19 protein-coding genes and 2 tRNA genes are annotated in these 20,859 nt (G+C 72.1%); 13 read left to right on the top strand and 8 right to left on the bottom strand.

Going from position 1 to position 20,859, the window contains the following annotated elements:
• Positions 1-9: 9 nt before the first annotated feature.
• Entirely contained in the window at positions 10-600 is a 591-nt protein-coding gene (locus tag BM237_RS03945) for a PPA1309 family protein (protein WP_175540875.1), read from the bottom strand.
• Positions 601-713: 113 nt separating this feature from the next.
• Between BM237_RS03945 and BM237_RS03940 the strand changes: the two genes are divergently transcribed.
• The 4 genes from BM237_RS03940 (at position 714) to BM237_RS03925 (ending at position 5,877) form a co-directional block, all read left to right on the top strand.
• Positions 714-3,689, top strand: a complete 2,976-nt coding sequence (locus BM237_RS03940; RefSeq protein WP_093847816.1) for a UPF0182 family membrane protein — start codon at positions 714-716, stop codon at positions 3,687-3,689.
• 53 nt (positions 3,690-3,742) lie between these two features.
• Positions 3,743-3,816 (top strand) — tRNA-Met (locus tag BM237_RS03935).
• 185 nt (positions 3,817-4,001) lie between these two features.
• On the top strand, positions 4,002-5,711 hold the full coding sequence (locus tag BM237_RS03930; protein WP_093847814.1) for a tetratricopeptide repeat protein: 1,710 nt from the start codon (positions 4,002-4,004) through the stop codon (positions 5,709-5,711).
• Positions 5,712-5,803: 92 nt separating this feature from the next.
• Positions 5,804-5,877 (top strand) — tRNA-Met (locus BM237_RS03925).
• Between the two features lie 100 nt (positions 5,878-5,977).
• Here BM237_RS03925 and BM237_RS03920 read toward each other — a convergent pair.
• Positions 5,978-6,394 carry a Fur family transcriptional regulator gene (locus BM237_RS03920; RefSeq protein WP_093847812.1) on the bottom strand — a complete coding sequence of 139 codons (417 nt, stop codon included), beginning with the start codon at positions 6,392-6,394 and terminating at the stop codon, positions 5,978-5,980.
• Positions 6,395-6,464: 70 nt separating this feature from the next.
• Between BM237_RS03920 and BM237_RS03915 the strand changes: the two genes are divergently transcribed.
• Complete coding sequence (locus BM237_RS03915) at positions 6,465-7,994, top strand: catalase (RefSeq protein WP_412718933.1); 1,530 nt, start codon at positions 6,465-6,467, stop codon at positions 7,992-7,994.
• A gap of 117 nt (positions 7,995-8,111) precedes the next feature.
• Here BM237_RS03915 and BM237_RS03910 read toward each other — a convergent pair whose 3' ends face one another.
• Entirely contained in the window at positions 8,112-8,534 is a 423-nt protein-coding gene (locus tag BM237_RS03910; RefSeq protein ID WP_093847808.1) for a CBS domain-containing protein, read from the bottom strand.
• 158 nt (positions 8,535-8,692) lie between these two features.
• The gene (gene hisN / locus BM237_RS03905) at positions 8,693-9,487 is read right to left on the bottom strand and encodes a histidinol-phosphatase (RefSeq protein WP_093847806.1); all 795 of its coding nucleotides are present in this window, start codon (positions 9,485-9,487) and stop codon (positions 8,693-8,695) included.
• 99 nt (positions 9,488-9,586) lie between these two features.
• Between hisN and BM237_RS03900 the strand changes: the two genes are divergently transcribed.
• Entirely contained in the window at positions 9,587-10,330 is a 744-nt protein-coding gene (locus tag BM237_RS03900; RefSeq protein ID WP_245793387.1) for a TetR/AcrR family transcriptional regulator, read from the top strand.
• Positions 10,331-10,388: 58 nt separating this feature from the next.
• Here BM237_RS03900 and rsgA read toward each other — a convergent pair whose 3' ends face one another.
• The 3 genes from rsgA to BM237_RS03885 all read right to left on the bottom strand — a co-directional run bounded on the left by rsgA (position 10,389) and on the right by BM237_RS03885 (position 13,696).
• A complete protein-coding gene (rsgA, locus tag BM237_RS03895; RefSeq protein ID WP_093847804.1) occupies positions 10,389-11,423 on the bottom strand; it encodes a ribosome small subunit-dependent GTPase A in 1,035 nt (344 codons plus the stop codon).
• A 15-nt stretch (positions 11,424-11,438) separates the two neighbouring features.
• Positions 11,439-12,809, bottom strand: a complete 1,371-nt coding sequence (aroA, locus tag BM237_RS03890; RefSeq protein WP_093847801.1) for a 3-phosphoshikimate 1-carboxyvinyltransferase — start codon at positions 12,807-12,809, stop codon at positions 11,439-11,441.
• 173 nt (positions 12,810-12,982) lie between these two features.
• Positions 12,983-13,696, bottom strand: a complete 714-nt coding sequence (locus BM237_RS03885; RefSeq protein ID WP_093847799.1) for a M50 family metallopeptidase — start codon at positions 13,694-13,696, stop codon at positions 12,983-12,985.
• Positions 13,697-13,891: 195 nt separating this feature from the next.
• Here BM237_RS03885 and BM237_RS03880 point away from each other — a divergent pair, with 195 nt between their 5' ends.
• From BM237_RS03880 to BM237_RS03850, 7 genes are all read left to right on the top strand, one after another.
• A complete protein-coding gene (locus tag BM237_RS03880; RefSeq protein ID WP_093847796.1) occupies positions 13,892-14,707 on the top strand; it encodes an SOS response-associated peptidase in 816 nt (271 codons plus the stop codon).
• A gap of 4 nt (positions 14,708-14,711) precedes the next feature.
• Positions 14,712-15,401, top strand: coding sequence for an alpha/beta hydrolase family protein (locus BM237_RS03875; protein WP_425443640.1), 690 nt, complete (start codon positions 14,712-14,714; stop codon positions 15,399-15,401).
• Between the two features lie 268 nt (positions 15,402-15,669).
• The gene (locus BM237_RS03870; RefSeq protein WP_165869470.1) at positions 15,670-16,341 is read left to right on the top strand and encodes a sigma-70 family RNA polymerase sigma factor; all 672 of its coding nucleotides are present in this window, start codon (positions 15,670-15,672) and stop codon (positions 16,339-16,341) included.
• A complete protein-coding gene (gene rsrA / locus BM237_RS03865; protein WP_093847792.1) occupies positions 16,338-16,709 on the top strand; it encodes a mycothiol system anti-sigma-R factor in 372 nt (123 codons plus the stop codon). Before BM237_RS03870 ends, rsrA begins: the two co-directional genes overlap by 4 nt.
• Before the next feature lie 435 nt (positions 16,710-17,144).
• Complete coding sequence (locus BM237_RS03860; protein WP_093847790.1) at positions 17,145-18,143, top strand: tetratricopeptide repeat protein; 999 nt, start codon at positions 17,145-17,147, stop codon at positions 18,141-18,143.
• An 85-nt stretch (positions 18,144-18,228) separates the two neighbouring features.
• Positions 18,229-18,861: a peptide deformylase gene (gene def / locus BM237_RS03855; RefSeq protein WP_093847788.1), complete on the top strand. Its 633-nt coding sequence runs from the start codon at positions 18,229-18,231 to the stop codon at positions 18,859-18,861.
• Between the two features lie 162 nt (positions 18,862-19,023).
• Entirely contained in the window at positions 19,024-19,761 is a 738-nt protein-coding gene (locus BM237_RS03850) for a D-Ala-D-Ala carboxypeptidase family metallohydrolase (RefSeq protein WP_093847786.1), read from the top strand.
• A 110-nt stretch (positions 19,762-19,871) separates the two neighbouring features.
• Here BM237_RS03850 and BM237_RS03845 read toward each other — a convergent pair whose 3' ends face one another.
• On the bottom strand, positions 19,872-20,846 hold the full coding sequence (locus BM237_RS03845; RefSeq protein ID WP_093848112.1) for a ribonucleotide-diphosphate reductase subunit beta: 975 nt from the start codon (positions 20,844-20,846) through the stop codon (positions 19,872-19,874).
• Positions 20,847-20,859: the final 13 nt, after the last annotated feature.

Below are 20,859 nucleotides of genomic sequence, written 5' to 3'. Positions count from 1 at the left end.
GGCCGGCCGTCAGTCGCCGAAGGTCGCGGCCAGCGCCTCGGTGAGCCCGGGCACCAGATCGGGGCCGGTCAGCACCTCGGTCGGCGAGTCCTTCTCGCGCAGCCGCAGCGCGGACTCCCGGGCGCCGTCGCGCAGCACCGCCACGGTCATCCGGACCTCCTGGCGCTCGGGGTGCTCGGCCACCCAGCTGGCCAGCCGCTCCTCGGCGCCCTCCTCCTGGAGGTTCTCGGGAACGGACGCCTCCGCCGAGGGCGGCAGCATCAGCCGCTCCACCGTCATCGCGCATCCGGAGACCGCGTCGGGCCAGGCGATGGTGCCGAGGAACTCGTCCAGAGGGATCCCGGCGGGCAGTTCGTCCTGCTCGACCGGAGTGAGGGGGGCCGGGGCGTGAGGCTCGCCGCCCTGCCGTTCCTCACCCTCCAGTCCGAGCTGCTCGGCCAGGGCGGGTTCCTCGGTGCGCAGCCGGTCGGTGTCGACCAGGGCGAACAGTCGGGCGGGCTGGTCCCAGCCCAGGCCCGCGACGTACTCGTCGATCTCTAGTACGGCACGGGTCAGCGGGCTGGCGGCCAGAGGTGTGCCGTCGATTGGAAGGTTGTTCATCCTCATATCGTGCCGCTGAACCCCCCGGGACCGGGAACCGGGTAAAGGTTCAGTAAGTTGCATGGGTGGGGCCCTAGCATTCGGGGCCAGTCCCATCCGCTGCGATTCTCGAGGTGCGCACCTTGGCTTTCCAGATGCCGGACCGGGGCCCGGGCGGGCCCTCAGGACCACGGATCAGTGTCGGCAGGCCCTCCAGGCGCGCCAAGACCCTGCTCATGACGGTGGGAGCGCTGGCCGTGCTGGCCATGCTCTTCGTCATGTTCGCGGGGTTCTGGACCGACTGGCTGTGGTATCGCTCGGTCCGATACACCACCGTCTTCACCACCACCCTGTGGACCAAGATCGGCATGTTCGCCGTCTTCGGTCTGCTGATGGCCGCGGCCGTGGGCTTCAACATCTGGCTGGCCCACCGCCTGCGGCCCCCGCTGAGCGCGATGTCGCTGGAGCAGCAGAGCCTGGACCGCTACCGGATGGGCATCGCCCCGTACAAGAAGTGGGTGCTCCTCGGGGTCACCGCGCTGGTGGGACTGATCGCCGGCGCGTCGGCGGCCGGCCAGTGGCGCACCTGGCTGATGTGGGTGAACGCCGTTCCGTTCGGCACCGCCGACCCGCAGTTCGGCAAGGACGTGGCGTTCTACGCGTTCGACCTGCCCTGGTACCGCTTCCTGCTGAGCTTCGGCTTCGCGGCCGCGGTGCTCTCCCTGCTGGCCGCCGCGCTGGTGCACTACCTCTACGGAGGGCTGCGCCTGACCACCCCGGGCGCCCGCGCGACGTCCCAGGCCACCGGCCACCTGTCGGTGCTGCTCGGCGTCTTCGTGGCGCTCAAGGCGGTGGCGTACTGGCTCGACCGCTACGGCCTGGCGGTGAAGTCCGGAGACTTCAAGGCGACGGACAACTGGACGGGACTGCGGTACGTCGACGCCAACGCCTACCTCCCGGCGAAGACGATCCTGTTCTTCATCGCCGCCATCTGCGCGGTGCTCTTCTTCGCCACCCTGTGGCGGCGCACCTGGCAGCTGCCGGTGATCGGCTTCGGCCTGATGGTCCTCTCGGCGATCCTGATCGGCGGCCTCTACCCGGCGATCGTGCAGAAGTTCCAGGTCCAGCCGAACGAGCAGGCCAAGGAGGCGCCGTACATCAAGAAGAACATCGACGCCACCCGTGACGCCTACGACATCGACGACTCCAAGGTCTCGAACTACTCGGGGGAGAGCGAGGCGAGCAACGAGGAGTTGCGCGAGGCGGCCGACACCACCGCCAGCATCCGGCTGCTCGACCCGAACGTCGTCTCGCCCAGCTTCCAGCAGCTCCAGCAGGTCCGCAGCTACTACCAGTTCCCGGCCACCCTGGACGTGGACAGGTACTCCACCGAGGACGGCGCGGAGCAGGACACCGTCGTCGGCCTGCGCGAGATCAACATCAACGGCATCACCGAACGCAACTGGATCAACGACCACTTCAAGTACACCCACGGCTTCGGCATGGTGGCCGGCAAGGGCACCGAGGTGGCCTCGACCGGGGCGCCGGCCTTCATCGAGAAGAACCTCCCGCCGGAGGGCGAGCTCGCCGAGGACGGCTACGAGCCGCGGGTCTACTACGGCGAGAAGACCACGCAGTACTCCATCGTCGGCGGCCCGCAGAAGGAACTGGACTACATCGCCGGCAGCGAGGAGAAGACCTACAGCTACAAGGGCGACAGCGGGGTCAGCCTGGGCGGCATCGCCAACCGCGCGGCGTACGCGGTGGCCTTCAACGAGCCGCAGATCCTCTACTCGGGCGCGATCGGCGAGGGCTCGCGGGTCCTGTACAACCGCACGCCCAAGGAGCGCGTCGAGGCGGTGGCCCCCTGGCTGACCATCGACGGCGACCCGTACCCGGCGGTGGTGGGGGACCGCATCCAGTGGATCGTGGACGCCTACACCACGACCAACCAGTACCCCTACTCCTCCCGCACCACCCTGGGCGAGACCACGGCCGACGCGCTGACCGACGGCCAGCGGGCGGTCATCGCCCAGCAGAACCGGGTCAACTACATCCGCAACTCGGTCAAGGCGACCGTGGACGCCTACTCGGGCGAGGTGAAGCTCTACGAGTGGGACGAGCGGGACCCGGTGCTGAAGACCTGGACGAAGGCCTTCCCCGGCACGGTCGAGCCGAAGAGCGAGATCGACGAAGAGCTGATGGACCACTTCCGCTACCCGCAGGACCTGTTCAAGGTCCAGCGCGAGCTGCTGACGCGCTACCACGTCACCAGCGCGAGCCAGTTCTACAGCGGCAGTGAGCGCTGGCAGGTACCGGACGACCCGACGCAGAAGGGCAACGCGGTCCCGCCGTACTACCTGAGCATGAAGATGCCGGATCAGGAGGAGCAGACCTTCTCCCTGACCACGACCTTCAACCCCAGCGGCCGTGAGACGCTCGGCGCCTTCATGGCGGTCAACGCCGACGCCCGCAGCGACGACTACGGGACCATCAGGATCCTGAAGCTGCCCTCCAACACCACGGTGTCCGGCCCGCAGCAGGTGCAGAGCCGGTTCAACTCCGACACCGACATCGCCAACGAGATCAACATCCTCAGGCGCGGTGACTCGGAGGTCGAGTACGGCAACCTGCTCACGGTGCCGCTGGAGGGCGGCCTGCTCTACGTCGAGCCGGTCTACGTCCGCGGCGCGGGCACCAACTACCCGCTGTTGCGCAAGGTGCTGGTGACCTACGGCGAGGAGACCGCCTTCGAGGACACCCTCGGCGAGGCGCTGAACTCCGTCTTCGGGGTCGAGGGCACCGAGGAGCCGCCGGAGCAGGAGGAGCCGTCCCCGGGCGAGGAGGAGACCACTCCGCCGCCCGCGGAGGGCTCTGAGGACCCGACGGTCCAGGAGGCCCTCCAGGACGCCCAGGAGGCGTTCGAGGCGGGCCAGGAGGCGCTGGGCAACCAGGACTGGGACGCCTACGGCCAGGCCCAGCAGGATCTGGAGGACGCGCTCGAGCGGGCCGCCGAGGCGCAGGAGTCGGCGGGCGGCGACGGCGGATCCGACGGCAAGAACCCCGAGGGCGGGAACTCCGACAGCGACGAGGGACGCAAGGAAGAGTGAATCGGTGGTGAGCGAGCTCCCTCCGCGCCGTGGTAAGGTTGTGAACACAACGGCGCGGGGTGGAGCAGCTCGGTAGCTCGCTGGGCTCATAACCCAGAGGTCGCAGGTTCAAATCCTGTCCCCGCTACTGACGAAGAAGGACCCGGAGTCACTGACTCCGGGTCCTTCTTCATGTCCTGGGCATGTGAGAAGAGAGGCGCGTGGTAGCGCTTTGCGTTTGGATGGTAGCTGTATCGGGAAGTCGACAAAACGCTGAAGTGACTTCCTTGGCGGCGGTATACCAGATGTACGCGGGTTGCGGGTGGTGCGACGATGGGCCTCATGGGGGACAAGGCGAGAGATGAGGGCACGGGGGGTGGTGTGAGCCGCACGGACCTCCGGGACCACCGCGACACGGACGCCATCAGCGCGCTCGGCGCCCGGCTGCTGCGCCGGGGTGACCTGGAGGGGGCCGAGCCGTATCTGCGCGCCGCCACCGCCGCCGGCGACCGCGCCGCCGCGAACAACCTGGGAGTCCTGCTCCACCAGCTCGGCCAGGCCGAGGAGGCCGCCGGCTGGTGGCGGGTCGCGGCCGTCGCGGGTTCGGCGGCCGCCGCCCACTCCCTGGGCCGCCACCACCGCGAGCGCGGCGACGAGACGGCCGCCGAGTACTGGCTGCGGCAGTCCGCGGAGTCCGGCCACCCTCTCGGCGCGTACGCCCTCGCCGACCTGCTGGAGCACCGGGGCGAGGGCGGCGCCGAGCGGTGGTTCCGGGCCGCCGCCGAGTGCGGCCACCGCGAGGCGTCCTACCGCATCGCGCGGATTCTGGCGCGCCGTCAGGAGGGGAGCGCCGAGGCCGAGCAGTGGTATCGCCAGGCCGCGGCGCGCGGGCACCGGCGTGCCGCCCTGCGGCTGGGCACGCTCCTGGAGGAGCGCGGCGAACTGCGGGAGGCGGCCCGCTGGTATCTGACGGCGGCCAAGGACGGGGAGGCGCGCGCCGCGCGCGCCCTGGGCTTCCTGCTGCGCGACGCGGGCGACACCGACAGCGCCGCCGAGTGGTGGCGCCGCGCGGCCCAGGACGGCGACGGCAGCGCGGCCAACGCCCTGGGCGCACTCCACGCCGAGCGGGGCGAGCGGCAGACCGCGGAGCGCTGGTACCGCGCCGCGCTGGAGGCGGGCGACATCAACGGCGCCTTCAACCTCGCGCTGCTGTGCGCCGCCGAGGACCGCACCGCCCAGGCCGAGCAGTGGTACCGCCGCGCCGCCTACGCCGGGCACCGCGAGGCCGCCAACGCGCTGGCCGTGCTGCTGCTCCAGCGCGGCGACGCGGCGGGGGCGGAGCCGTGGTTCTCCAAGGCGGCCGAAGCGGGCAGCGTGGACGCCGCGTTCAACCTCGGCATCCTGCACGCGGGCCGCGGCGAGGAGGAGGCCGCCCGGCAGTGGTACGAGCAGGCGGCCGCGGCCGGTCACACCGAGGCGGCCCTCCAGGTGGGCATCGCGCTGCTGCGCGAGGGCGACACCCACACCGCCGAGCGGCATCTGCGCCGCGCGGCCGGCGGCGGCAGTGTGGAGGGCGCCTTCCGGCTGGCGGCGCTGCTGGAGCGCCAGGCCCCGACGGCCGACGCCCTGGACGCGCACGGTCCGCCGGCCGAGTACGAGGAGTGGTACGAGCGGGCCGCCGAGCAGGGGCACCGGCGGGCACAGGTACGGCTGGGCATGTGCGCGGCGGCGCGCGGCGACGTGGTCCGGGCCGCGCACTGGTACCGGGTCGCGGCGGAGGCGGGCAGCAGCAACGGCGCCTTCAACCTCGGGCTGCTGCTGGCCCGGGAGGGCAGCGAGCCGGAGGCCGCCCTGTGGTGGACGCGTGCGGCCGAGGCGGGCCACGGCCGGGCCGCTCTGCGTCTGGCACTGCTGAACGCCCGGCGCGGTGAACTGGCCGCCGGGCGCCACTGGTGCGCCCGTGCGGTCGAGCTGGGGCCGCCGGAGGTCGCCGACCGCGCCGCGCGGCTGAGCGAGGCCCTCCACGAGGAGCTGACGGCCTGAGGCGCAGTTGCAGGCGCAGGCGTGGGCGGTCGCGGGGCGCCCCCGCGGTTTGCACTGATCGCCACGGTGGGTTAAGGTTGTGAACACAACGGCGCGGGGTGGAGCAGCTCGGTAGCTCGCTGGGCTCATAACCCAGAGGTCGCAGGTTCAAATCCTGTCCCCGCTACTGATGGGCCGGAGCCCGGATCCGAATGAAGGATCCGGGCTCCGGCCGTTTTCATGTGCCCGTGCGGGGGAGGCGCGGTGCCCGGAGGGTTCCGGACGCGTCAGGCGGAGGCGCAGGAGGGACACAGCCCCCGGTAGGTGACCGTCGCCTCGTCGAGGGTGAACCCGTAGCGCTCCCTCTCGGGGAGCAGGGCGAGCGGATCGCCGGAGGGGCGTACGTCGCGGATCACACCGCACCGCGAGCACACCAGGTGCTGGTGGGAGTGGTGAGCGTTCGGGTCGTACCGCTTGGCGCGGCCGTCCGTGCTGACCTCGATCACCTCGCCGATCGAGACCAGTTCGCCGAGGGTGTTGTAGACGGTGGCGCGGGAGATCTCCGGCAGCTTCTCGGTCGCGCGCGCGTGCACCTCGTCGGCGGTGTAGTGGACATGCTCACCATCGAGGACCTCAGCGACCACCCGCCGCTGGGCGGTCAGCCGCCAGCCGCGATCCCGGAGACGTTGTAGCAGGTCACTCATGTTTCCACCTTAGCAGTGCGTGTCCATGGCCGGATCGTGTCAGTTCTTCGCCATCTTCTTGACTTAGACAATGTCCAATGTAGGATCGCGTTCGGCTCAAGCCAAGGGGACAGGACAGATTCAGGAGGCGCATGTGACTGCCCAGATCGAGAACACCGGGCCGCTGACCACGGAGGCCGGTGCTCCCGTCGCGGACAACCAGAACAGCGAGACCGCCGGTTCGGGCGGCCCGGTCCTGGTCCAGGACCAGCTCCTGCTGGAGAAGCTCGCCCACTTCAACCGTGAGCGCATCCCCGAGCGGGTCGTCCACGCCCGCGGCGCGGGCGCCTACGGCACCTTCACCGTCACCGCCGACGTGACGAAGTACACCCGGGCGAAGTTCCTCTCCGGGATCGGCAAGGAGACCGAGGTCTTCCTGCGCTTCTCGACCGTCGCCGGCAACCTGGGCGCGGCCGACGCGGTGCGCGACCCGCGCGGCTTCGCGGTGAAGTTCTACACCGAGGAGGGCAACTACGACCTCGTCGGCAACAACACCCCGGTGTTCTTCATCAAGGACGCCATCAAGTTCCCCGACTTCATCCACACCCAGAAGCGCGACCCGTACACCGGCTCCCAGGAGGCCGACAACGTCTGGGACTTCTGGGGCCTGAGCCCGGAGTCCACCCACCAGGTGACCTGGCTCTTCGGCGACCGCGGCATCCCGGCCTCGTACCGCCACATGGACGGCTTCGGCTCGCACACCTTCCAGTGGAACAACGAGGCGGGCGAGGTCTTCTGGGTCAAGTACCACTTCAAGACCGACCAGGGCATCAAGTGCCTCACCCAGGACGAGGCCGACCTCCTGGCGGGCAAGGACCCCGACAGCCACCAGCGCGACCTGCGCGAGTCCATCGAGCGCGGCGACTTCCCGAGCTGGACCGTCGGCGTCCAGATCATGCCGGCGGCCGAGGCGGCGAACTACCGCTTCAACCCGTTCGACCTGACCAAGGTCTGGCCGCACGCGGACTACCCGGTCATCGAGATCGGCAAGCTGGAGCTGAACCGCAACCCGCAGAACATCTTCGCCGAGGTCGAGCAGTCGATCTTCTCCCCGCACCACTTCGTGCCGGGTATCGGCCCCTCCCCGGACAAGATGCTCCAGGGCCGGCTGTTCGCCTACGGCGACGCGCACCGCTACCGGGTGGGCATCAACGCCGACCACCTGCCGGTGAACCGCCCGCACGCCGCCGAGGCCCGCAGCCACGGCCGCGACGGCTTCATGTACGACGGCCGCCACGGCGGGGCGAAGAACTACGAGCCCAACAGCTTCGGCGGCCCGAACGAGACCGGCCGCGCGCTGTGGCAGCCGGTCCCGGTCGCCGGGACCACCGGTGACACCCCCGCGCCCTCGCACGCCGAGGACAACGACTTCGTCCAGGCGGGCAACCTCTACCGCCTGATGACGGAGGAGGAGAAGGGGCGCCTGATCGACAACCTGGCCGGCTTCATCTCGAAGGTCTCGCGCGACGACATCGTCAAGCGGGCCATCGAGAACTTCCGCCAGGCCGACGAGGACTACGGCAGGAGGCTGGAGGCCGCGGTCAAGGCCCTGCGCGGCTGACCCATCGGCTCCTCGCCGTACGAACCCGGAGGGACCGGACGCCAGTGGGCTCCGGTCCCTCCGGTGTGCTGTGGGGCGTGCCGTGGGGTGCGCTGCGAGGCGTGTCCCCGGCGGCCCTCAGGCGGCCACCGTGCCGGCGGGCGCGGCCGGTGCGTCCCGGTGCGCCGAGGACCAGCAGCGGACGATGTCGCGCACCGACACCACCCCCACCGGCTCCCGGTCGTCGAGCACGATCAGATGGCGGAACCCGCCGAGGGTCATGGCCCGTGCGGCGTCCTCCAGGGTCCAGCCGGGGGCGGCGAAGACCACGTCGGTGGTGGTGTGCAGGTGCGCGGGTTCCCGGTCGGGGTCCTGCCCGGCTCCCACGGAGTTGAGGATGTCGCGTTCGGTGAGGATGCCGACGCCTCCGGCGTCGGGGTCGAGGACGACGGCCGCGCCGACCCGCCGGGCGGACATCAGCCGGGCGGCCTGGCGGAGGGTGTGGGCGGGGCCGATGGTGAGAACCACTGTGCTCATGGCGTCACGGACGAGGGTGGTCATGACGGTTGGTGCCACCTCCTTGGTGAACCCCCTTGGTGAACCCCGCACTGGAGAAGGGATTCACAAACTCACAAGCGGGCGGATTCTCATGTTCACATGCCGCGGGAGTCGCAACAAGGGTCGTGCGGAGGCGGATTGACCGGGATTCAACGGCGTGCTCAGTCGCCGATGTAGGCGAGCAGATCCTCGTGGAGCAGCCCGTTGGAAGCCGCCGCGTTCCCGCTGTGCGGACCCTCGCGCCCGTCCAGACCGGTGAAGGTGCCGCCCGCCTCCTGCACGACGATCGCGTTCGCCGCCATGTCCCACAGCGACAGCTCCGGCTCCGCGCACATGTCCACCGACCCCTCGGCGACCATCATGTACGGCCAGAAGTCGCCGTAGCCGCGGGTGCGCCAGCAGTCCCGGGTCAGGTCGAGGAAGCCGCCGAGTCTGCCGCGCTCCTCCCAGCCGCCGAGCGAGGAGAAGGCGAACGAGGCGTCCTGCACCCGGGCCACCCGCGAGACCGACAGCCGGGTCGCGGACGTCAGACTGCGGCCGGTGTACGCGCCGGCGCCCAGCGCCGCCCACCAGCGCCGGTTCAGGGCCGGGGCCGACACCACGCCGACCACCGGCCGGTCGCCCTCCTCGGTCCGCTCCATCAGCGCGATCAGCGTGGCCCACACCGGGACGCCGCGCACGTAGTTCTTGGTGCCGTCGATGGGGTCGACGACCCAGCGGCGCGGCCCGCGCCCCTCGCTGCCGAACTCCTCGCCCAGCACCGCGTCGCGCGGCCGCGCCCGCCGCAGGGAGGTGCGGATCAGCTCCTCGGCCGCCTTGTCCGCCTCGCTCACCGGCGTCATGTCGGGTTTGGTCTCGACCTTGAGGTCGAGGGCCTTGAACCGCTCCATCGTCGTGGCGTCGGCGGTGTCGGCCAGCACGTGGGCGAGACGCAGGTCATCGTGGTAGTCGGGCATGGACGAACAGTATCCAGCGGCGCGGGCGGCCAGCCACAGGGGAGTGGCCAACCGGGTGTGCGGCCGTACACCCGCGGCGGTGAGGCGGTGCGAGGCGTCTTGACACCCTCCGCCACCGCGCCGATGCTGTGCGCGACCGCCGTGTCCGGGGAGGCGCTGATGACCTCGGTGACGCCCTCTGCCGAAGACCCTGCCGAAGACCCCGCCGGAGGCTTCCCCGGGCGACCGGCCCGGCCGCCCACGGCGCGCCAGGCCCTGCTGCGCGCCGCCCGCGCCGCACTCCACGACAGACCGTGGCCCCGGGTCCGCATGGCCGAGGTCGCCGCGGCGGCCGGCTTCTCCCGCCAGACCCTCTACAGCGAGTTCGGCTCCAAGGACGGGCTCGGCACGGCCCTGGTGGCCCGTGAACTGGAGATCCTCCTCGACCGCGCCGCCCGTGCCGCGCAGCTGGCGGCGCGGTCCGCCTCCCGTCCCGCCTCCGGCCCGGCCCCCGACCCCGTCGCAGGCTGCGCCGCGGCCGCCGTCTCGGTGGTGCGCGCCGCATGCCGCGACCCGCTGGTGCGCGCCGCACTCACCGGCTGCTGGGATTCCCGGCTGCCGCCGCCCGGGCCGGAGGCGGACCGGGCGGCGGCGGGACTGCGCGACCGTACCGCCGCCGCGCTGGTGTCCGCGGGGGTCACCGCCGACGGCGCGACCGGACCCGCCGCGCTGTGCCACGCCTGCGAGGTGGGCCTGCGGCTGGCGCTGTCCTACGTCGTCGCGCCCTGCGACGGTCCGCCCGAGGCGACCGAGGAGGCCGCGGCCACCCATGTCACCCAGGTGTTGCGGGCCCTGCTCCGCTGATCCCCGCGGGCGGACCGGGACGGGACCGGGCGGACCGGGGGTGGGCGGCGTACCGCGGTCAGTCGCCCTCCCGGCGCTCCCGGGTGGCCAGCAGACGGCGCAGGGAGAACAGCCGGGCCGGGTCCGCGTGGCCGTCGGCGACCCAGGAGTCCAGTGCGCAGTCCGGCTCGTCGTGCCCGCAGGCGCGCGGACAGCCGTCCGTGCCCGGCTCCAGGTCCGGGAAGGCGTGGATCACCCGGGACGGGTCGACGTGGTTCAGACCGAAGGACCGCACACCCGGGGTGTCGATCACCCAGCCGCCCTCCGGTACCGGAGGGAAGGAGACCTCGCCGGGCAGCGGCAGCGCCAGAGCCGAGGTCGTGGTGTGGCGGCCGCGCCCGGTGACCGCGTTGACGTGACCCGTCGCCCGCCTGCGGTCGGGCGGGACGAGCGCGTTGACCAAAGTGGTCTTGCCGACACCGGAATGGCCCACGAAGGCGGTGGTCCGGCCCCACAGGAACTCGCGCACCCGGTCGGCGGCGGCGCCGTCGGCCAGCTCCTCGCGGTCGGTCACCACATACCGCACACCCAGCGGGGCGTACGTCTCCAGCAGCGTGTCGGGTGGCGCCAGGTCCGACTTGGTCAGGACCAGCAGCGGCTCCAGGCCCGCGTCGTAGGCGGCCACCAGACAGCGGTCGATCAGCCGGGGGCGGGGCTCGGGGTCGGCCAGGGCGGTGACGACGGCGAGCTGGTCGGCGTTGGCGACGACGACCCGCTCGTAGGGGTCGTTGTCGTCGGCCGTGCGCCGCAGCACCGAGGAACGCTCCTCGACCCGCACGATCCGCGCCAGGGTGTCCCTGGCCCCCGACAGATCGCCGACGACCGCCACCCGGTCGCCGACCACGACGCCCTTGCGGCCCAGCTCGCGGGCCTTCATGGCGGTGATCGTGCGGCCGTCCACCAGACAGGTGATCCTGCCCCGGTCGACGGTCAGGACGAAGCCGGAGGCGGCGTCCTCGTGCTTGGGCCGGATGCTGGTGCGCGGGCGGCTGCCCCGGCGGCCCGGACGGACCCGGATGTCGTCCTCGTCTGTGTGCTTGCCGTAGCGGCGCATGGCCGGTTTCGCCTCTTACCCTCTGTCCCCGTCCCCTTCGAGGTCCCCTTCGAGCATGGCGCTCCACAGCTCGGGGAAGTCGGGCAGGGTCTTGGCGGTCGTCGCGACGTTCTCCACCTCCACACCCCCGACGACCAGGCCGAGCACCGCGCCCGCCGTGGCCAGCCGGTGGTCCTCGTAGGTGTGGAAGATCCCGCCGCGCAGCGGACGCGGGCGGATGACCAGCCCGTCCCCGGTCTCGGTGACGTCGCCGCCGAGCCCGTTGATCTCCTTGGTGAGCGCGGCCAGCCGGTCGGTCTCGTGCAGCCGCAGGTGCGCCACGCCGCGCAGCCGCGACTCGGAGTCGGCCAGCGCCGCGACCGCCGCGATGCCGGGGGTCAGCTCGCCCACCTCGCTCAGGTCCACGTCGATGCCGTGGATCCGGCCGGTGCCGGTGAGGGTCAGACCGCGCTCGTCCAGCTCGCAGCGCCCGCCCATCTCGGTGAAGATCTCGCGCAGCGCGTCACCGGGCTGGGTGGTGTGCGCCGGCCAGTCCGGGACGGTCACCCGGCCTCCGGTGACCAGCGCGGCGGCGAGGAACGGCTGGGCGTTGGACAGGTCGGGTTCGACGACCAGATCGCGGCCGAGCAGCGCGCCGGCCGTGACCCGCCAGACGTTCGGCTCGCCCCCGGACTCGGGGGTGTCCACCTGGGCGCCCGCGGCGCGCAGCATCTCCACCGTCATCCGGATGTGCGGCATGGACGGCAGCGGGCCGCCGGTGTGGCGGACCTCCACGCCCTGGTTGAAGCGGGCGCCGGACAGCAGCAGGGCGCTGACGAACTGGGAGGACGAGGAGGCGTCGATCTCCACCGTGCCACCGGTCAGGGAACCGCCGCCGTGCACGGTCATCGGCAGCGCGCCGCGCCCTCCGTCGTCGACACGGGCGCCCAGCGCGCGCAGCGCGTCGATCACGCCGTGGAGGGGGCGCTCGTGGGAGCGCTTGTCGCCGTCGAAGTGGACCGGGCCGTCGGCCAGGGCGGCCACCGGTGGCAGGAAGCGCATCACGGTGCCGGCGTTGCCGACGTCCACGGTGGCGGGACCGTGCAGCCCCGCGGGGATGACGCGCCAGGCCTCGCCGCCGCCCCCGGGGCCGGCGGCGCCGGACGCGACGGGCGCGGAGTTGGAGGACACCGTCTCCTCGACGCCCGCCCCCATGGCACGCAGCCCCTCGGCCATCAGCAGGGTGTCACGCGAACGCAGCGGACGGCGCAGCCAGCCGGGCTCGGAGGCGAGGGCGGCGAGCACCAGACCGCGGTTGGTGACCGACTTCGATCCGGGCACGGTGACGGTCGCGTCGACGGCGCCGGACGCGAGCGGCGCAGGCCAGAGGGCGGTGTGGTCGGTCATGGGGCCAACTTTAGTGGTTCCGGCGGGGCGGGAATCCTGACCGGACACGGAGAGGGCGCGGACGAAGGCCGCCGCGTGGCGCACCGCCGGGCGGGACCGGGCGGCGTCCGGGTGAGCCGGGCCGGGCGGGAGGCCGCGGGCCGGGTCCAGGGGCTTTTCGCCCGGCGGGGGCGTCAGAGCCCCAGCAGCCACCGTCCGCCGCCGGTCAGCGAGCACAGCGCCACGGCGTGGAAGAGCAGCAGCCACAGCGGCGCGGGCGCGTTCGTCAGCCGCGCGAGCTGGTCGGCGTCGGAGTCCGGCGCCTCGCCCCGGCGCCGCTTGCCCTGGAGTTCGAAGACGGGCCGCACGCCGCCCAGCAGCAGGAACCACACCACTCCGTACGCGAACGCCGCCTGCACCTCGGTCCCGGTGAACCACGACACCAGGAAGAACACTCCGCCGGTGAGGACGACGGTGAGCACTCCGTAGGCGTTGCGCACCATCACCAGCATCGCCAGCAGCAGCGCCGTGGCCCCCCACAGCAGCGCGGTGACGTGCCCGGCGGCCAGCAGCCACGCCCCCGCCAGGCCGAGCAGCGACGGCGCGGTGTACCCGGCGGCGGCCGTCAGCACCATTCCGATCCCGTTCGGCCGCCCCCGGGAGACGGTCAGCCCGGAGGTGTCCGAGTGCAGGCGTATGCCCTCCAGACGCCGCCCGGTCAGCAGCGCCACGATCCCGTGCCCGCCCTCGTGGGCGATGGTCACCGCGTTCCGCGCCACCCGCCACGGTCCCCGCGCGGCGACGACGGCCAGGGCCACCAGCCCGGTGGCTGCCACGACCGCGAACGACGGGTCGGGCTGCGTCCCGACGACGCGGTCCCAGACCTCGGCGATGCTGTCCGTGTCCATGTCCGGCCGGCCCCTTCCCCTGCGGTTTCCCCCCGCGGTTTCCCCCCGCGGTCCGTTCCGCACCGTTCCGCCGCCCCGCGCGCCGCGCTCGTCCGGCCGCGAAGCGGTGCTCCGCAGTGTGTCACGGCCCCTGTGCGGAGCCCGTACGGCCGTTCACGGTGCCGCCGGCCGCACGGGCGTGGCAGGGTGGCGTACATGTGCGGACGGTATGCGGCGAGCCGATCGGCCGGTGAACTGGCCGGGCTCTTCGGAGTGGAGAAGCGGGATCCGGCCGAGGAGCTGGCGCCCGACTGGAACGTGGCCCCGACCAAGCAGGTGTACGCGGTGCTGGACCGGCCGCTGAAGGACAGCGGCGATCCGAGCCCCGTACGCCAGCTCAGGACGCTGCGCTGGGGGCTGGTGCCCTCCTGGGCGAAGTCCCCGGACGTGGGCGTGAAGATGATCAACGCACGGGCCGAGACGGTGCACGAGAAGCCCTCCTACCGCCGCCCCTTCGCCGCCCGGCGCTGTCTGCTGCCCGCCGACGGGTACTACGAGTGGGTCACCGGGACGGCCGAGCGGCAGGAGGAGGAGAAGGGCAGGCGCAAGCGGCCGCGCAAGCAGCCGTACTTCGTGACCCCCGCCGACGGCTCGGTGATGGCGATGGCCGGGCTCTACGAGTTCTGGCGGGACAGGACGCTGCCCGAGGACCACCCCCAGGCCTGGTGGTCCACCTGCACGGTGATCACCACCGAGGCGCAGAGCGAGCCGTTCGCGGGAGTCGGCGAGGACGGGCCGCGCTCCCTGGCCGACATCCACCCCAGGATGCCGCTGGTGCTCACCCCCGACCGCTGGGACGCCTGGCTGGACCCGGCCCGCACCGACGCCGAGGACGTGCGCGGACTGCTGGTCCCGCCGCCGGCCGGGGCCATGCGGGCCTATCCGGTGCGCGGCGAGGTCAGCAACGTGCGCAACAACGGGCCCGAGCTGCTGGAGGAGCTTGACGCGCCCGAGGCCGGGACGCTGTTCTGAGCCGGTGAGCACCGACAGCACCGACAGCACCGACAGCCCCGACAGCCCCGGAACCGGGACCGGAACCACCGGAACCACCGAGGAGGTCGCTACGCCGGCCGGCCCGGCCCGGATCACCTGGCGGCGTGCCGCCCGGCCGCGCCTGGTCCTCGCGCTCGGACACGGCGCCGGAGGCGGGGTCGAGGCGCGGGACCTGCGGGCCCTGGCGGACGCGCTGCCCGCGCACGGCGTCTCGGTCGCCCTGGTCGAGCAGCCCTGGCGGGTGGCGGGAAGAAAGCTGGCGCCCGCACCCGGGAAGCTGGACGAGGGATGGCGGGCGGTGTGGCCCGTTCTGGAGGGGGAAGGGCTGCCTGTCGTCTCCGGGGGGCGCAGCGCCGGGGCGCGCGTGGCATGCCGGACCGCCGCCGAACTCGGTGCGCGCGCCGTGCTCGCGCTCGCCTTCCCCCTGCACCCCCCGGGGAAGCCGGAGCGGTCCCGGGCCGGCGAGCTGCTGGAGGCCGGGGTGCGGACCCTGGTCGTCCAGGGCGGGCGCGATCCCTTCGGGCGGCCCGGGGAGTTCCCCGAGGGCACGGAGGTCGTCGAGGTGCCCGGGGGCGACCACGGCTTCGCCGTGCCGAAGAGGGCGGTGCCCGGCCAGGAGGAGGCGCTCGGCGTGATCACCGGCGCGGTGCGCGAGTGGCTGGCGCGGGAATGATCCTCCGCGCGGCCGTGTTGTCCTGCTGCAGGACACGTACGGACCGCACGCACGCGCGAGGAGAGGGAGTCCACCCGACATGGGTTCGATCGCATGCCCGTCCCGCCCTGTGGGTACCCGTGCCACAGCCGCCCAGGTGGACTGGGCGACACTGAGGCTCGCCGGACCCGTCGGGGACGTTCCCTTCCCGGCGGCGGAGGGGACGGACCGTCGTCTATTCTCCGGTTCGAATGGGTCCGGCAACGGACTCGAAGCCGCATCGGAGGAGGTGGGTCCGGTCGCCGCGACCGACGACGCTGCGCCCAGGGAGCCCGTGGAGACGGACGCCGAACGGAACGCGCGCTTCGAACGGGACGCCCTCGCCTTCCTGGACCAGATGTACTCCGCCGCGCTGCGCATGACGCGCAACCCCGCGGACGCGGAGGACCTGGTGCAGGAGACGTACGCGAAGGCGTACGCGTCCTTCCACCAGTTCCGCGAGGGCACCAACCTCAAGGCGTGGCTGTACCGCATCCTCACCAACACCTTCATCAACTCGTACCGCAAGAAGCAGCGCGAACCGCAGCGCAGCGCGGCCGAGGAGATCGAGGACTGGCAGCTCGCGCGCGCCGAGTCGCACATGTCGACCGGGCTGCGCTCGGCCGAGTCGCAGGCGCTGGACCGGCTGCCCGACTCGGACGTGAAGGAGGCCCTCCAGGCCATCCCCGAGGAGTTCCGGATCGCGGTCTACCTCGCGGACGTCGAGGGGTTTGCGTACAAGGAGATCGCGGACATCATGGGGACACCCATCGGCACGGTGATGTCCCGTCTGCACCGCGGTCGCCGGCAGTTGCGCGGCATGCTGGAGGACTACGCCCGCGAGCGCGGGCTGGTCCCGGCGGGCGCGAACGGCGCCGCCGCACCCGAGGAGTCGCACGACCGGAAAGGCTCGGGCTCATGAGTTGCGGAGAGCCGCACGAGACGGACTGCGCTGAGGTCCTGGACCACCTGTACGAGTACCTGGACCGCGAGATGCCCGACGGCGATCTGACGAAGTTCAGGGAGCACTTCGAGGAGTGCTCGCCGTGTCTGGAGAAGTACGGCCTGGAACAGGCCGTGAAGAAGCTGGTCAAGCGGTGCTGCGGGCACGACGAGGTGCCCGGTGGCCTGCGCTCCAAGGTGATGGGCCGCATCGAGATGATCCGTGCCGGGCAGGCCGTGCCGGAGCAGCCCGTGATGGAGCCCGAGGCGGGCCGGCCGGACCAGCCGGGCCGGCCCCGTACCGCTCCCCTCGGGAGCCCGGGCGAGGCCGGCGGGGAACGGCTCTGACGGCCGCCCGGGCCGAACCCGTGTCCGCGCCCCGCACCGTGCTCTGTGCCGTGCTCTGTGCCGTACGGCCGGCGCCCCGGCCGCGGTTCCGGCCGTAGTCCCGGCGCGGACGCCTCCGCGCGCCCTGTGCGCCGCGTCACCCCGCACCTCCACCACATCACCTGAACGTGTTAACCCGCTCGGCTTCCGCCCGGCTGTGACGCGGGCGGTCGAAGGCACCTCCGCGACGCCGTGCCGGGCGTGCCCGCGTGCCCCGGACCGCTCGGTACCCCCACGACCGACGGGTAATGAGCGCGCACCGGGGTGGGCATGGTTGGATGCGAACCGGGAACCGCGGCTGAGAGAAGATCGCGGCACGGACACCGCGGCGGGGACCGCGGGAAGACGGCCGCGAGGACGGTCGGGAGCAGCAGGCGGGAGTCAGGCGGGAACATCGTGAGGATCTTCGGCAAGGCAAGGCACCGGCCCTCCGCCGACTGGCGGGTGGTCACCGACCGCGCGTTCACGCTCATCGGTGACGGACGCTATGAGGACGCCGGCACGCTGCTGACCCGTGCCGCCGATCTGGAGCCGTGGCTGTCGGAGTCCTGGTTCAACCTCGCGCTGCTGCACAAGTTCCGGCACGACTGGGAGCAGGCGCGCGCGGCCGGACTGCGCGCCGTCGCGCTCCTGGACCGGTCGGCCGGGGCGCCCGACTGGTGGAACGTGGGCATCGCGGCCACCGCGCTGCAGGACTGGGCCCTGGCCCGGCGCGCCTGGCAGGCGTACGGCCTGCGGGTGCCGGAGACGGCGGCCGGCGGTGACGACGCCCGTACCGGCCCGCCGGCCGGCATGGGACTGGGCAGTGCCGCGGTGCGCCTGTCGCCGGAGGGCGAGGCCGAAGTGGTGTGGGGGCGGCGGCTGGACCCGGCCCGCATCGAGGTGCAGAACATCCCGCTGCCGTCCTCCGGGCGCCGCTGGGGCGAGGTGGTGCTGCACGACGGGGTGCCGCACGGGGAGCGGACCACGGCCGCGGGCCACGCCTATCCGGTCTTCGACGAGATAGAACTCTGGGCGCCCTCGCCGGTGCCCACCTGGGTGGTGCTGCTGGAGGCGGCGACCGAGACGGACCGGGACGCGCTGGAGCGGCTGGCGGCGGACGCGGGCTTCGCCGCCGAGGACTGGTCCTCGTCGGTGCGGCTGCTGTGCCGCTCCTGCTCGGAGAGCCGGATGCCCAGCGACGAGGGCGAGGGCGCCCCCCGGCACGATCCGCACGACCACAGCGTGCCCGGGCATCCGGGGCCGCTGGGGCACATGACGTCGGGAGAGCTGTGGGTGCCCGAGCGCGAGTGCGGGCTGGCGGCCCCGGCCTCCCTGGTGCGCGGACTGCTGGACGGCTGGGTCGCCGACAGCCCGGACACCCGTGAGTGGCGGGACCTGGAAGAGGTCTGCTGATACCGGTCGGCCGCGCACGGAGCCGGGAGTCTGCCCGTACTCTGTACGGGTTGTGGTGGAGCACCGAGGAAGGCGTACGGCGAAGATGGCGGAGCACGAGACCGGGCAGCGGGTGGACGACGAGGGGTTCGTCGTCGACACGGAGGACTGCGAGGAGCGCGAGCGGACCCACCGCGAGCGCGGCACCGCCCGTCCGATCACCGTCGTCGGCAACCCGGTGCTGCACCGGGAGTGCCGGGACGTCACCGAGTTCGACGGCGAACTGGCCAAGCTGGTCGACGACATGTTCGCCAGCCAGCGTGCGGCGGAGGGTGTCGGCCTGGCCGCCAACCAGATCGGTGTCGATCTGAAGGTCTTCGTCTACGACTGCCCGGACGACGAGGGTGTGCGGCACGTCGGCGTCGTCTGCAACCCCGTACTGGAGGAACTGCCCGCCGAGCGCCGGGTGCTGGACGATTCCAACGAGGGCTGTCTGTCGGTGCCGGGTGCGTACGCCTCGCTCGCGCGCCCCGACTACGCCGTCGTACGCGGGCAGGACGCCGAGGGCAGGCCGATCACGGTGCGCGGCACCGGGTACTTCGCGCGCTGCCTGCAGCACGAGACGGACCACCTCTACGGCCGCCTCTACATCGACCGCCTCTCCAAGCGCGAACGCAAGGACGTGCTGCGGCAGATGGCCGAGAACACCCCGCGCTACGAGACGGTGCCCAACGACTGAACTGAGCGGTGCGGTTCCCGGGCCCGCGGGCCGGCGGTGAACGGCGCGTGACGGTGGGCGGGCCTCCAGTGGCCCGCCCATTGGCATTTCCGGAAGCAGGTTGACGCGGGTAGACCTCCTCCGCCACTCTCGGAGTCCCCACTGTTCCAACACGGAGGCACCATGCTCAGAGGCACCGTCCGTCTCATCCTCAGTGTTGTCATGCTCGCGGCAGCAGCACTGGTCGGCACGGTCACCACCGCGGGCACCGCCCAGGCCGACACCTGCTACACCTGGAACCGCACCCTCTCCCAGGGCGCGTCCGGCTCGGACGTCGCCCAACTCCAGATCCGCATGTCCGGCTATCCCGGTTACGGCAACGTACTCGCCATCGACGGCTCCTACGGCCCGGCCACCGCCGCCGCCGTCAAGCGGTTCCAGGCCGCGTACGGCCTGTCGGCCGACGGCGTCGCCGGCCCGCAGACCTTCAGCAAGATCTACGCCCTCCAGGACGCCGACTGCACCCCGGCCCACTTCTCCTACGCCGAGCTGAACAGGTGCAACTCCACCTGGAGCGGCGGAGCGGTGAGCGCGGCGACCGCCAAGCGCAACGCCCTGATCTCCATGTGGAAGCTGGAGGCGATGCGCCACGCCCTGGGCGACGCGCCGATCCGGGTGACCAGCGGCTTCCGCTCCTACTCCTGCAACAGCGCGGTGGGCGGCTCCTCCAACAGCCGCCACCTCTACGGTGACGGGGTCGACCTCGGCGCCGGCTCGCACACCCTGTGCAGGATGGCGAAGCAGGCCCGCTACCACGGCTTCCGGGGCATCCTCGGCCCGGGCTACCCCGGCCACAACGACCACACCCACGTCGACCACCGCTCCAGCCGCTACTGGTCGGCGTCCAGCTGCGGCATCTGACCGCGCCCGTCCCCTCCTCTTCCGGAACGCACCTTCCCGGAACGGCGCGTGCCCCCGGAAAGCCCCGCACGGGGCTTTCCGGGGGCGGGCGTCCGCCGGGAGGCGGCAGATCAGAAGTCGTCGTCGAAGGAGACCGAGCCCTCGACCGCGACCTGATAGGCCGAGGCGCGGCGCTCGAAGAAGTTGGTCAGCTCCTGGACGTTCTGCAACTCCATGAAGGAGAACGGGTTGCGGGCGCCGTAGCGGGCCGGGAAGCCCAGCCGGACCAGCCGCTGGTCAGCCACGCACCGCAGGTACTCGCGCATCGACTCGGTGTTCATCCCCGGCAGGCCCTCGCCGCACAGGTCCCGGGCGAACAGCAGCTCGGCCTCGACGGCCTCCTCCAGCATCTCCTCGATCTGCCGCCGCAACTCGTCGTCGAACAGCTCCGGTTCCTCCTGGCGCACCGTGTCCACCACGTCGAAGGCGAACGACATGTGCATCGACTCGTCGCGGAAGACCCAGTTGGTGCCGGTGGCCAGCCCGTGCAGCAGACCGCGCGAGCGGAACCAGTAGACGTAGGCGAAGGCGCCGTAGAAGAACAGGCCCTCGATGCACGCCGCGAAGCAGATCAGGTTCAGCAGGAAGCGGCGGCGGTCGGCCCGGCTCTCCAGCCGTTCGATCGGCTTCACCCCCTCACCTCCTTCGAAGGCGGCCATCCACTTGAAGCAGAACCGCGCCTTCTCCCGGATGGAGTCGATGTTCTCCACCGCGTCGAAGGCGGCGGCGCGCTCGTCCGGGTCGGGCAGATAGGTGTCCAGCAGGGTCAGGTAGAACTGGACGTGCACGGCCTCCTCGAACAGCTGCCGCGACAGATACAGCCGTGCCTCGGGCGAGTTGATGTGCTTGTACAGCGTCAGCACCAGGTTGTTGGCCACGATCGAGTCGCCGGTGGCGAAGAAGGCGACCAGCCGCCCGATCAGGTGCTGCTCTCCCGGGGAGAGCTTCGCCAGGTCGGCCACGTCGGAGTGGAGGTCGACCTCCTCCACCGTCCAGGTGTTCCTGATCGCGTCCCGGTACCGCTCGTAGAAGGCCGGGTAGCGCATCGGCCGCAGGGTG

It is taken from the genome of Streptomyces mangrovi, assembly GCF_900114215.1.
Taxonomy (GTDB): domain Bacteria; phylum Actinomycetota; class Actinomycetes; order Streptomycetales; family Streptomycetaceae; genus Streptomyces; species Streptomyces barkulensis.
Note: the sequence above shows the minus strand (reverse complement) of the source record. Positions and strands in the feature narration are given on the sequence as shown.

What these genes read in the sequence shown, in the direction of transcription:
- rsrA (WP_093847792.1), top strand. Translation starts at nt 16,338, where the DNA reads ATGAGTTGCGGAGAGCCGCACGAGACGGACTGCGCTGAGGTCCTGGAC.
- BM237_RS03885 (WP_093847799.1), bottom strand. Translation starts at nt 13,696, where the DNA reads ATGGACACGGACAGCATCGCCGAGGTCTGGGACCGCGTCGTCGGGACG.
- BM237_RS03850 (WP_093847786.1), top strand. Translation starts at nt 19,024, where the DNA reads ATGCTCAGAGGCACCGTCCGTCTCATCCTCAGTGTTGTCATGCTCGCG.
- rsgA (WP_093847804.1), bottom strand. Translation starts at nt 11,423, where the DNA reads ATGCGCCGCTACGGCAAGCACACAGACGAGGACGACATCCGGGTCCGT.
- BM237_RS03920 (WP_093847812.1), bottom strand. Translation starts at nt 6,394, where the DNA reads ATGAGTGACCTGCTACAACGTCTCCGGGATCGCGGCTGGCGGCTGACC.
- BM237_RS03915 (WP_412718933.1), top strand. Translation starts at nt 6,465, where the DNA reads ATGTCCAATGTAGGATCGCGTTCGGCTCAAGCCAAGGGGACAGGACAG.
- BM237_RS03930 (WP_093847814.1), top strand. Translation starts at nt 4,002, where the DNA reads ATGGGCCTCATGGGGGACAAGGCGAGAGATGAGGGCACGGGGGGTGGT.
- BM237_RS03945 (WP_175540875.1), bottom strand. Translation starts at nt 600, where the DNA reads ATGAACAACCTTCCAATCGACGGCACACCTCTGGCCGCCAGCCCGCTG.
- aroA (WP_093847801.1), bottom strand. Translation starts at nt 12,809, where the DNA reads ATGACCGACCACACCGCCCTCTGGCCTGCGCCGCTCGCGTCCGGCGCC.
- BM237_RS03845 (WP_093848112.1), bottom strand. Translation starts at nt 20,846, where the DNA reads ATGCGCTACCCGGCCTTCTACGAGCGGTACCGGGACGCGATCAGGAAC.
- hisN (WP_093847806.1), bottom strand. Translation starts at nt 9,487, where the DNA reads ATGCCCGACTACCACGATGACCTGCGTCTCGCCCACGTGCTGGCCGAC.
- BM237_RS03910 (WP_093847808.1), bottom strand. Translation starts at nt 8,534, where the DNA reads ATGACCACCCTCGTCCGTGACGCCATGAGCACAGTGGTTCTCACCATC.
- BM237_RS03880 (WP_093847796.1), top strand. Translation starts at nt 13,892, where the DNA reads ATGTGCGGACGGTATGCGGCGAGCCGATCGGCCGGTGAACTGGCCGGG.
- def (WP_093847788.1), top strand. Translation starts at nt 18,229, where the DNA reads ATGGCGGAGCACGAGACCGGGCAGCGGGTGGACGACGAGGGGTTCGTC.